Origin of the sequence: Lutispora sp. (assembly GCF_041687175.1) — a bacterium.
Lineage (GTDB): Bacteria > Bacillota > Clostridia > Lutisporales > Lutisporaceae > Lutispora.
Genome location: NZ_JAWLCK010000088.1, coordinates 1 through 11,406 on the forward strand (window position 1 = coordinate 1; position 11,406 = coordinate 11,406).

General features: G+C 36.9%; 12 protein-coding genes. All 12 read right to left on the reverse strand.

The window, feature by feature from the left end; all coding sequences use genetic code 11:
- Positions 1 to 24: 24 nt before the first annotated feature.
- Positions 25 to 534 carry a GNAT family N-acetyltransferase gene (locus tag ACESM9_RS11555; protein ID WP_372998602.1) on the reverse strand — a complete coding sequence of 170 codons (510 nt, stop codon included), beginning with the start codon at positions 532 to 534 and terminating at the stop codon, positions 25 to 27.
- A 54-nt stretch (positions 535 to 588) separates the two neighbouring features.
- Positions 589 to 1,512, reverse strand: coding sequence for an EamA family transporter (locus ACESM9_RS11560; protein WP_372998606.1), 924 nt, complete (start codon positions 1,510 to 1,512; stop codon positions 589 to 591).
- Between the two features lie 29 nt (positions 1,513 to 1,541).
- Entirely contained in the window at positions 1,542 to 2,573 is a 1,032-nt protein-coding gene (locus ACESM9_RS11565) for a hypothetical protein (RefSeq protein ID WP_372998609.1), read from the reverse strand.
- 102 nt (positions 2,574 to 2,675) lie between these two features.
- Complete coding sequence (locus tag ACESM9_RS11570) at positions 2,676 to 3,650, reverse strand: alpha/beta hydrolase (protein ID WP_372998612.1); 975 nt, start codon at positions 3,648 to 3,650, stop codon at positions 2,676 to 2,678.
- A gap of 66 nt (positions 3,651 to 3,716) precedes the next feature.
- Positions 3,717 to 3,950, reverse strand: coding sequence for a DUF2651 family protein (locus ACESM9_RS11575; protein WP_372998615.1), 234 nt, complete (start codon positions 3,948 to 3,950; stop codon positions 3,717 to 3,719).
- Between the two features lie 49 nt (positions 3,951 to 3,999).
- Positions 4,000 to 4,401 carry a hypothetical protein gene (locus tag ACESM9_RS11580; RefSeq protein ID WP_372998618.1) on the reverse strand — a complete coding sequence of 134 codons (402 nt, stop codon included), beginning with the start codon at positions 4,399 to 4,401 and terminating at the stop codon, positions 4,000 to 4,002.
- A gap of 212 nt (positions 4,402 to 4,613) precedes the next feature.
- On the reverse strand, positions 4,614 to 5,138 hold the full coding sequence (locus ACESM9_RS11585) for a hypothetical protein (protein ID WP_372998621.1): 525 nt from the start codon (positions 5,136 to 5,138) through the stop codon (positions 4,614 to 4,616).
- Positions 5,139 to 5,406: 268 nt separating this feature from the next.
- Complete coding sequence (locus ACESM9_RS11590) at positions 5,407 to 7,152, reverse strand: S41 family peptidase (protein ID WP_372998624.1); 1,746 nt, start codon at positions 7,150 to 7,152, stop codon at positions 5,407 to 5,409.
- Between the two features lie 222 nt (positions 7,153 to 7,374).
- The gene (gene hydF / locus ACESM9_RS11595) at positions 7,375 to 8,610 is read right to left on the reverse strand and encodes a [FeFe] hydrogenase H-cluster maturation GTPase HydF (RefSeq protein ID WP_372998636.1); all 1,236 of its coding nucleotides are present in this window, start codon (positions 8,608 to 8,610) and stop codon (positions 7,375 to 7,377) included.
- Positions 8,611 to 8,618: 8 nt separating this feature from the next.
- A complete protein-coding gene (gene hydE, locus ACESM9_RS11600) occupies positions 8,619 to 9,737 on the reverse strand; it encodes a [FeFe] hydrogenase H-cluster radical SAM maturase HydE (RefSeq protein WP_372998627.1) in 1,119 nt (372 codons plus the stop codon).
- Between the two features lie 9 nt (positions 9,738 to 9,746).
- Positions 9,747 to 11,198: a [FeFe] hydrogenase H-cluster radical SAM maturase HydG gene (gene hydG, locus ACESM9_RS11605; RefSeq protein WP_372998630.1), complete on the reverse strand. Its 1,452-nt coding sequence runs from the start codon at positions 11,196 to 11,198 to the stop codon at positions 9,747 to 9,749.
- Positions 11,199 to 11,218: 20 nt separating this feature from the next.
- Positions 11,219 to 11,406: TM1266 family iron-only hydrogenase system putative regulator (locus ACESM9_RS11610; protein WP_372998633.1), on the reverse strand; the 188-nt coding region annotated here is incomplete at its 5' end.

Here is an 11,406-nt window from a genome sequence, read left to right on the forward strand (position 1 = left end):
CTCCAAAATTTTTTAAACTACATATCATTGTCCTTTTATCCTTGCCATCATCATCTCATCAATATATTCTCCATTTCTTATGGCAGCCTTCCTCTTAATGCCCTCTTTTTTGAATCCAAACTTTTCGTACAGATGAATTGCCCTTGCATTGTCTGCATATACACCTAGTTCTACCCTCACCAGCATAAGCCAGTTATCAGCTATATCAAGCAGGGTACTCATTAAAGCCAAACCAACACCCTGGTTCTGATAATCTTTATGCACCATAATACCGATGCTTCCAGAATGCCTCATACGAGGATTAGGAAATACAGTCAGCCCTGCGCAGCCTATTACTTTTTCTTCTCCTGAATCATCTTTAACAACAGCAACAAATAGATGTGAATTTCTATCCAGGTTCGCTATAAAATCTTCACTTCTATTCAATCTTTCAGATGGCAAGCCCAGCGTATTCTCAAATACCCCCGGCATGCGGCGAAATTCATTTATCCCCCTAGCATCTCTCATTTCCACAGGTCTTATAGTAAAATTCATATTAATTCCCCTCTCACTTTTATATTGTCATAAATCATTTATTCTACATATAAATCAGACATCTTTGGATTTAAATATGGTCATTATAGGGACAAAACCAAAGTTAGTTATCAAAAGTCCCAGGATTATTACAATGCCTCCGATCCACTGCATGCTGGTAAGTTGCTCCTTTAAAACAATCTGGGACACAATGAGACCTGTTATGGGAACCAGCAGAGACAGTGGCGCCACCTTAGCAGCAGGATACTTGCCCATCAAGCTGCTCCATACACCGTACCCAAACAATGTCGCACAAAGAGCCAGATAGAGCACCGAAAATACAGAAATGAAGTTAATGTTACTGAATGAGTTCATCAAAATTTCCGGTGAATCCAGCAATAAAGCTATACCTATGAGGGGAATAGGAGGCACAAGACTTGACCATACAACCATACCCATCATATCCAATGTCTTTTCCTGAGCTTCTGCTTCATTTTTAGCATATCTAAGTATTATGTTTGATATAGCCCAGAAAGAAGCCGCAATGAGTGTCAATAAAAATGCTCCAAAAGGAACCGAGGATAATCCGCTATCCCCTATAATCCCCCCAATAAGGCAAAGCCCAATACCGGCTACTGTAAGACCTATTATCTGGCTTCCTTTTATAGACTCCTTTAACAGTATTGCAGCGAATAAGGGTGTCAAGAAAGCCTGGGACTGTAATACTATAGAAGAAATCCCTGCTGGCATGCCTATATCCATTGCATAGAACAAGCAAGAAAACTGACCTACTCCAACAGCCATTCCGTAAGCAATTATATATTTCCATTGTATGGATGGTTTCTTCACAAAGAATATAGCCGGAAATACTGCAAAAACATACCTCAATGCAGCCAAAAGCATAGGGGGTACACCGGAAAGCCCCAGCTTTATAACAGTGAAATTTCCACCCCATAGCATAACTACAAGCAAAGCCAATATCAGATCTCGCCTTTTCATAAATCAAGTCCTCCATTTATCGTATATTATTAGTAAACCGTTTCTTCGGGTATCTCCACATATTTGGAAAACAGTTCAATCTCCAGTTCACCATTAAAATCCTTGTCTATGGACTGCATAACGCATTCCTTTTGTTTATATCCATTGATTCCTATTTCATCATTTTTGCATATGAATCCTATAGAAGAACAACTATGTACAGGTTTTGCTTCCAGATAATCCTTCATCACAAATCTAAACTGTGTTTTGTCTTCTGTCTCGTACTTTATTACAGCAAGGTTTTTGCCTTTAGGACATACAGTCTCCAAAGCCTTAGTTATATTCTTTATTGCATTCTCCCTTTCTTCAGGATCTTCTATCTGCTTTGATTTCTCCAAGATGTCTTCATAAGGATCGTAGGAATATATCTCATCAATAAAGAAATAGCTCTCTTTCTCAAGAGCCTCATCATAATAGGTAACTTTTGTCCCAATATCCTGTTTGCCAAACTTCACAACAAATGGATGTTGAATGGCTACTTCCCTAATATCTCTATCAATCCTCAGAACCACAGACAATTCCTTTGTCTTATCTATTCCGGGAAACTCTTCATCTTCCATCTGGTCATATCTGGCAATCACCAGATTCTCTAATCTCTTCTCATCCCATTCTTCAGAAATCAATCCTTTCTCCACAAAGTGCTGCAAATGCATTTTTCCTTCTATATTTCTGTCATAGATGGGGCTGCTGGTTGATGAGCCGAACCTGATGATATTACCTTGTATTTCCATATCCTTTATATGAAAATGCTTTTGTCTATGACTCTCCTTTATGTGATGAAGAAATTCCTCCCTGTTGGTAGTGAATTCTTCCTTTTCGACACTGAGTTCCTCGGGATATTCCTCATCAAAACTATCCTCATTTAACTCATTATTTTCGTACAATAACCATAGGCTGTTCTTTTCCTTTTCAATAGTAAAGCTCAATAACAAAACTTCTGTTCCTTGAATGTTTACAGTTTTGTTGATGATGTACTCTTCCACAGGGAGAAGCATTTGCTGCTTCAAATATTTCATCCTCATTAAATATCTCTCCCTTCGCTCTCAATTTTAAATAATTTATATTTGCTTTCCACACTTCACTATGTATATATAGAACTCATTACTAATTCTACATCTTTATCCTTATCTATCGGTAGCAATTTCTTCTATAAACTCTAATATATTTCTTTCATATTCATCTGGATAATCAAAATATATATCTGCGTGCGCGCTATCTTCAACTGTAAATATCTTTTTGTTGTCATGGGTAACGGAATTAAATATATCTACACCCATAAAATATGGTGTTACTTCGTCTATCTTTGTATTTATAACTAATAAGGGGACTTTTGTTTTCTCCACATGTTTACAGACATTTGCATCTTCATAGGAAAATCCTAGTTTAATCTTGGTAGTGATATTTCCCATAGACATCAAAAAATCTATAGGTATTCCAGTATTCATTCCTTCCATCTCTGTAGAAAGCATATAACTCATATTACTTATAGGACAGTCCAGAATTGCAAAATCAACATACTGATTTGCCTGTTCTGAACTAAGGTATATTCCTGCAGTTGCTCCTCCAAATGAAGTTCCCCATATCCCTATTTTTTTGTCTGGACTAATATTATCTATCAAACATGATACACAATCACCTAAATCATAGCTTTCCAAGTAACCAAATGTAGTATATGGTGCTGTGTTTTCCCCTGAGCTTCGTTGATCATATGAAATCACATTATATCCATTTTCCAAAAACATACTAGCTATTGGATAGTTTGTCCATCGGCTTCCGCCTAAACCGTGAACCATTATAATGGTATCTTTATCTTTATTACCATCCACAGTAATATAATCAGCAGGGATAGTATGTCCATCTAATGTGGATTCTATCTGTACTGTCTCAATTTTATATTTGGAGTTGAAATCTTCTAAATCAAAGCTAATCTTTTTGAAATAAGCCTTGGCCTTTTCAAAACTTGTGCTATCATTGTCCACCAATTGCATAGAGTTACTGAAAACAGCTATTCCAGTGTAATAGCAAGTGCCGACTATTCCAATTACTAAAATAAGTCCTAATATGATTCCAATTATAGATAATATTTTTTTCTTCTTCATTATCTTTTCTCCTCTACATATATTAGAGATTATGTTGATATGTGATATATTTTGAAATATGACTCACTAATTTTTAGGCTTTTTGACATAACACACTATGAGTGCCCCTATCATAGATAATATAGAATAGATAAATACCCATATCAAAAAACTATCGTTAAATATAGTAAAGGTAGCAATAAGCCAGCATAATAAAGTTATTCCAACAACTATATATACTCTTTTTATCAATATCTGACCAATTATCCCAAAAATAAATGATAATACTGGGAAAATCAATAATGCCATTAAAAACTCCATAATTACAACTCCTTTAATAACTTCGTCTTATATTCTATATAATCACCTGCTAACTCTGTATTAAACTTTCTGCTATCTCAATGCCAGCTTCAAAATCTGGAAGTATAAACTCAAAACCCTGAAGGCCGTTTTTATTGTAGTCAATATTACAGTCAGCATCTATTTTATTAAATACAATAGAACTTGAATCGAATAGAACTAAAATTCTTCTCTTACTCATCTTAACACTTTCTTTTCTTTTGGGAAAATAAGTATAGGGAAGACCAGGTAATTCTATCTCACTCCCATCCGGCAAGCTATTTAATACTTCAAACCCAATCCAATTGTTATTCCTGTCAAGCAATAGGAATGTATTAGCTCCTTGAATTGTATCTACTTTTGTGCCATCAAACTCTCTCAAATAAACATATATCAGGGAAAGATTTTTATAGTTTTCATATGTAATACGCATTTTCTTCCTCCAAATCTTCATGTAATAATTTTCTAGATTGTATTGAATAAAACCCATCACATAATATCCCATGAGTTTCACTTGTTCTTTTTACTATATTCATCCCATTCTGAGCTGACAAGATACCTTTTACTCTCTTTTCATGCATAATATTCTCCTTTTGAAACCTTTATTTCGTAAAGTTAATATAAACAAGTTGTGCATTGTTACTCTCAAAATAAATAAGAATCAATCACTTTCCATGAAATTTCCTTGTTATCTATACTATAACTAAGCAACATATATCCACTGATGTGTCCATCTTCAAAATATGCATATACCCATTTATCTGAAAGGACATGTATTCTTTCTTTGTAGTAGAAACCCATTTTCCCGCCTAATACACCTTTATAGGGAATTAACTCATCATGTTTTACCAAATCATTTATGATATCCTGTATGTTACCATCAAATCCTTGCCGTTTCAAACCATTAATAATATCCGGATTATTCGCTGGAAAGTTACTTATTATCCGGGTATATTCCTCTGACTGTTTTATGAGATCCCTAATCTGTGAATTAAGATTTGCTTCTCTCTGGATCCAATTTTTTTTATCAGCTTCCAATTCTATAACTCTTTCATTTGCTATATTTAAGGCAGTCTGATATTTGTTAACAGCAACCATAGATATTATAATTACAAGGATCATTGATAAAACCCATATGGTTCTTTCTCTTTTACTGATGGTATTAGCCATAAAAACTCTCCCCCTTCTAAAGCCAGCTTTATAACTGTAAATTTAGCCTGAATACCTTTCACTTAATTCTACCACATTACCAATATTGAAATTGCCCATATGTTTTCTGTCTTCATATATACAAGCCCAAGGAAAACAGAATAACCTATACAAACAGTCAACTGGTTACTTCCTCCACTTTAATAACTATTTTTATGCCAAACATGGCTACAATACCGCCATATAATATACATATCCAATAATCTGCTAAACTAAGAACATTTCTAATCTACTCTATACCTTCTTTAATTATTTCGATAGCCTTCTCTATAAATTCGTCTCTGCCCTCCTTGATTCCTTCAATAGTAGGCTCCACATAAACATCTGGTTGCACCCCCACTATTTGAATCGTTTCTTTATTGGGATAGAATATACCTAATCCACTTATTCTTGTTTTTATACCTCCCGGAAGACAAAAATCACGATAGTTACCATTTGCTCCTGCCGAAGGCCTTCCGAGAACAACTGAGTTTGGTGTATTCCTAAGAGACATGGCTGTAGTCTCGCCCTGACTCATAGTCCGTTCATCTATTATAATCACTAATCTGCCCTTGTATATATCATTGTCTGATGTTTCACTACTTGCTTCCTTTGGTTTACCTGATACAAAGGGAACAGAATAATAAAATTCACCCGGCACTGCAGGATTAGGAATTGATACTCTCATAAATTCTTTTTGAGTTGGTATCAGATATTCTGCTAATGTATAGACAATTGGTGTGGATGGATAGTTTCTAAGATCAATTATTAAACCTTTGGTATTCCAGTATCTTTTCATGATTTTATCAATGTCACCTTTTTTCAATAGCCCAACATTTATATAGTATATTTCCCTATTCTCCATCTCTTGTGATTTAGTTTCTACACTGAAATTAACATTTCTTTGACTGCCTTTTACATTTACAACAAGCATCTTTCCATCTCGGATAACAGAGACATCTATATTCTTTTCATTAATCCGTAATAAATCATAATAAACAAGTCTTCCAGTATCCTCTCTGGATTGAGATATGTACTTTCTTCTTTCTTCTAATATCTCATCAATATCTTTATTGCCGACTTTTAGTATAATATCTCCTGGCTCAAGTCCGCATTTGGAGATTACTTTATTTACAACTATCTGATCCCCAATTTTTATGTAGGTTACAGGAATTCTATATATTCCAAAGCGCCTAGAAATATAATTTCTACTTTTATCCAATAACATAACATGAGAATCATGTATTCTGGTTGTTAATTCTGCTATTGTCATCAGATATGATTCATAATCCGATCCATGTATAAACTTTGGTATAAACTCCAACAGTACTTGATTCCAATTCTCTCCCATTATATCTTTATAAGGATAATAATATTCTATAATGTTCCAGTAACGAAATAAACCTAGCAGCCTGTAGCCTGTGTCATCAAATTTCATATTCGGGTAAGGATTTTCATTTTCCATAAATTGATAGGGTGAATCATCCTTGAAACTGACATATGCATTTCTCCTATCCATAATATGAATGTCTAAAAGGCTGCACAATTCATTGCTCAAATCCTTCCCCAGATAACTTTCATCTCTGCACCAATCTGTAGATGGTCTAAGCTGAATTGAATTCTCGGGAATCTGGTATGACTGCTGTATATCTTCAATATCAGCTTCTCTATCGAAAGAGCTGACCCACTGGTATAGAATTGAATTAACATCTGCATCTTCTTCTAATATAGAAGGCATAACACGAAAAAGTTCATAATCCCAATTGATATCTCCAGCTATAACCTTAGGGTGATAATACTTTACAACTCCCCATACCTTACAAAGTTTAGCAAGGTCCACAACCTTTTTATCAGAGATACTAGTAAAATGTATACCACTTCCATGATCAAACTCATGGTCTTTATCTCTCCCTAATTGCTGAAAATTATTTTGCAGAGAACAGCCCGCTATGTTAAAGCAAATGAAGACTAAGCAAGTAAATACAGTTATCTTCATAAACTTTTTCACCCACACTCTTATTGCTACCCCCTTAACAATTAATAATCCACACAATGGAGAAATATCATAAAAAACCATATACCGCCTAATATACCTTTATAAGGAATTATTTCATCATCTTCATTCTAAACTATGATATTAGAAAAGAGAAGCAAAAATACTTGATATGATTTTGCTTCTCTTTTCACTTGCAAATATAGTTTTGTGAATAATGTCTTTCTATATCAAACCGTTTTGCTCCAAGGCAAGGCTTGCATTTGGAAAGGGTTTAAGGGCTCTAGGCAGAATACCCATGACATATGCAATGAGCATACCATAATTAGTGATATATACTCCCTGCTGACGAGCCATTTCTATTCGATATTGCATTTCTCTTCGATTTAACATGCAACCACCACAATGGACGATAACTGCATATTCAGAGATATCCTTAGGAAAACATGCACCGCTTGCCCATTGAAAAATGATGTCTTCGCCTACAATCTGGCGTATCCAGCGAGGAATCTTTACTCTTCCGATATCATCCTCTTGGCGATGATGTGTACAACCTTCTACAATAAGTATCTTATCTCCCGGTGAGAGCAGTTCAATACGCTTAATGCCTCGGACCATTTCCGCTAAATCAGCCTTCTGCCGTGCAAACAAAATGGAAAAGGATGTCAATGTAATATCAGGAGGAGTGTCATTTGATACCTTCGAAAAAGCCTGAGAATCAGTAATCACAATAGCAGGAGCCTTACTAAGATTCTGAAGAGTTGCTTTCAGTTGATTCTCTTTTGTAATTACAGCCATGGCATCACAATCAATAATATCACGAATTGTCTGCTGCTGCGGTAAAATCAAACGCCCTTTTGGAGCTGACTTATCAATGGGAGTAACCAAAACAGCTATGTCTCCTGGATGAATAAGATCGGCTACCAGAGAAGGCTCTGCATCCTCACTATTTGAATTAATAATTATTTGATTCTTAATATCATCAATTCCCATACCACTGCGGCAGCTAGCACATACAAGAGGAGTTTTAAGGTTTTGCCTTAGCTTCTCAAGCTCATCAGTGCCAGGCATTCGTTTATCACATTGGTTGAGCACACTTACGCAGGGAATTTTTCGCTTTAAAAGCTGTTCAACAAATTCCATTTCAAACTTGGTGATCCCAGATTCAACATCGATGACAACCAGGGCAAGGTTACATTTTCGCAACACCTCGTAGGTTTTTTCAATTCTTAGTTTTCCCAGCTCCCCAGTATCATCCAAACCTGCCGTATCAATAAACACGACGGGACCAATGGGTAAAAGCTCCATTGCTTTATAAACTGGATCTGTGGTGGTTCCCGCAACTTCGGAGGTAACAGCTATATTCTGCCCTGTCAAAGCATTTATCAAAGAAGATTTACCTGCGTTTCTTCTGCCGAAAATACCAATGGTAAAGCGGTTTGCCATTGGGGTTGCATTCATATTTTCCATTACTTTTTCTCCTTTCCGCATGCTTTTCCTGATGATAGGGATGTACCTGCATTTTTTAAGTCCACATAGTCTCCCCTTGAAAAATCTGGTACAAGACCCATGGACTCAATATTACGGGCAAGTGCCGTCAGATGTTCGGAAGCTTCCAATCCAGTATAAAGCTTGTTATCATATAATGAATAATCAGCTCTATGTTCCAAAGGTGATAAGTTCGGCATTATAACATTTGCACCGGCTGCAAACCCTTTCCTCTGTCCAAGCTTATCTACTGTTCCTAGGGCAGTGGTAGCCGGAAGCAGGGTTTTTGGTAGCATGATTCTGATTAAAGACAGCAAAATCAGCGCATGTCGGGAAGATGGATGATAATATCCGGCAAACCTTGTATCCTTATGTGGGATAAAAGGTCCGATACCGATCATATGGGGCTCCAATTCTCGTAGAAAAATGAAATCTTCCGCCAATATCTCATAGTTCTGAAAAGGAGAATCCACCATAAAACCAGCTCCTACCTGGAATCCGATTTCCTTAAGATAATATAAGCATCGCTTGCGGTTTTCCAAGCTCATTTCCAGTGGATGAAGCTTTCTATAATGTTCTTCATTAGCTGTTTCATGCCGGAGGAGGTAACGGTCTGCACCTGCATCAAACAATTTCTTATAGGATTCTCTGCTTCTCTCTCCAACAGAAAGAGTCACCGCACAATCCGGATATTTTTCCTTGATTTTAAAAATAATTCTGCACAATCTCAAGTCCGTATAATAGGCATCTTCACCACCTTGCAGCACAAAAGTACGGAATCCAATTTCATAACCTTTCTTACAGCAGCCAAGTATTTGCTCTTCTGAAAGGCGGTACCGAGATGTGTGTAAATTGCTCCTTTGGAGCCCGCAGTAATAGCAGTCATTTCTGCAATAACTTGAGATTTCAATTAATCCTCGAAAATATACCCTGCCATGGTAGTACATATCCCGCGCCTTACATGCCAACTGATGCAGTGCAGAATATTCACTCTCTGAAGCTTTTTCATAATAAAAACGGATAATATCTGATAGCTCTTTTTTCCCTGCAGACTCCATCCATTGGGATATTTTTTTTACATCCGATAAGTCTATGTTCATAGAAACCTCCTATAGACGCAGATCACGCTCACCTTTCTCAATTCTTGATAGATTCTCAAGTATTTTATTATAAACCGGTTCTCCACGGAACTGCTCTATATGCCTTTTTAGAACATTTTCTCCTTTTTGCCTAGTCTCATCTGAAGCATAGTCCAACAGATACTCCTTCAAAGTAAATATGGCATTAGGGATACAGTAATTGTGTACAAACTTGGATTTTGCAACTTTCATAAAATGCTCTCCCGTTCGGCCGGCACGGTAGCATGCAGTACAGAAGGAAGGAATACAATTCATATCGCATATTTCTTTTACCACATAATCTAAAGACCTTGAGTCACCAATTGAAAATTGCTCCTTATCAGGAAGCTGGTTAGCACTCTTTGACTTTGAATAAGCTCCCACACCTATACGAGTTCCTGCATCAATCTGTGAAACACCTAAGGGAATCACCTCTCGACGCACATGCTCAGGTTCCCGAGCTGTACAAATCAAGCCTGTATAAGGAACAGAAAGGCGCAATATAGCCACAAGCTTTTTAAAATCTTCATCACTGACAGCATATTCAGGATGCTCTGAATAGGGCGTACCTGTTGCCGGAGTTATACGAGGGAAAGAAATGGTATGTGGTCCTACACCATTGAAGGTTTCCTCCAGATGGATGGTATGGTACAAGAGCCCCATTACCTCAAAACGCCAGTCATATAACCCGAATAAAACACCTATGCCATTATCATCTACACCTGCCTGCTGTGCTCTATCCATAGAATAAAGCCTCCAGCGGTAGTGGCCTTTAATTGTCCCCTGAGGATGAACTCTTCGGTATGTTTCATGGTGATAAGTTTCCTGAAAAACCTGGTATGTGCCTATTCCGACTTTTTTCAGCTTTTTCAATTCATCAACAGTAAGAGGAGCGCAGTTAATATTTGCTCGTCGTATTTCCCCATGTTCGGTCTTTACACTATAAACCTTCTTAATTGATTCACACATAAAATCTATACTCGTGGCAGGTGATTCTCCATAAACCAGAATGGTTCTCTTCTGTCCTTCTTCAATCATTATTCGAACTTCCTGCTCAATCTCGTCCATTGTAAGAGTCTTGCGGTGCATGGCAGTATTGCTGGATCGGAAACCGCAATAAAGGCAGTTATTGGCACATTCATCACTTATATATAATGGCGCAAAAAACACTATGCGATCTCCGTATACTTCTTCTTTCAACTGATGGGCTAGTTCGTACATTTCTTGTATGGTGGTCTTATCTTTGTTCTGAATCAGTATGGCAGTTTCCTCCGGCTCAAGTCGAACACATTGCTCTGCTTTTTTCAGTACATGTCGCACATCTTCTTTTGTTGGATTTTCCCACTTGCTTAATTGTGCCCAAATCTTATCATCGTCAATAAAATCACAATCTAGCTTATCATACTCTTCAAATTCCTTTTGATACTTTTTAAGAAAGTTCATAACTAACGCTTCCTTCCGTTTTATTTATTATTTTTAGTCACCATAGATTTTACAGAGGCTCCCGATATCCTGCCTAGCTTACCAGTCAGTGCACTGATCTCATCATTGTTGCCGTCTACAATCAGCGTTATTACCGATACTCCCCTCTCCCTATAGGGGATACCCATCCTTCCCACAATCAATTCTGCATAGTCATGAAGAATGGCAT

Coding starts and splice junctions, on each gene's coding strand:
- ACESM9_RS11555 (WP_372998602.1), bottom strand. CDS start 534: ATGAATTTTACTATAAGACCTGTGGAAATGAGAGATGCTAGGGGGATA.
- ACESM9_RS11560 (WP_372998606.1), bottom strand. CDS start 1,512: ATGAAAAGGCGAGATCTGATATTGGCTTTGCTTGTAGTTATGCTATGG.
- ACESM9_RS11565 (WP_372998609.1), bottom strand. CDS start 2,573: ATGAGGATGAAATATTTGAAGCAGCAAATGCTTCTCCCTGTGGAAGAG.
- ACESM9_RS11570 (WP_372998612.1), bottom strand. CDS start 3,650: ATGAAGAAGAAAAAAATATTATCTATAATTGGAATCATATTAGGACTT.
- ACESM9_RS11575 (WP_372998615.1), bottom strand. CDS start 3,950: ATGGAGTTTTTAATGGCATTATTGATTTTCCCAGTATTATCATTTATT.
- ACESM9_RS11580 (WP_372998618.1), bottom strand. CDS start 4,401: ATGCGTATTACATATGAAAACTATAAAAATCTTTCCCTGATATATGTT.
- ACESM9_RS11585 (WP_372998621.1), bottom strand. CDS start 5,138: ATGGCTAATACCATCAGTAAAAGAGAAAGAACCATATGGGTTTTATCA.
- ACESM9_RS11590 (WP_372998624.1), bottom strand. CDS start 7,152: ATGAAGATAACTGTATTTACTTGCTTAGTCTTCATTTGCTTTAACATA.
- hydF (WP_372998636.1), bottom strand. CDS start 8,610: ATGAATGCAACCCCAATGGCAAACCGCTTTACCATTGGTATTTTCGGC.
- hydE (WP_372998627.1), bottom strand. CDS start 9,737: ATGAACATAGACTTATCGGATGTAAAAAAAATATCCCAATGGATGGAG.
- hydG (WP_372998630.1), bottom strand. CDS start 11,198: ATGAACTTTCTTAAAAAGTATCAAAAGGAATTTGAAGAGTATGATAAG.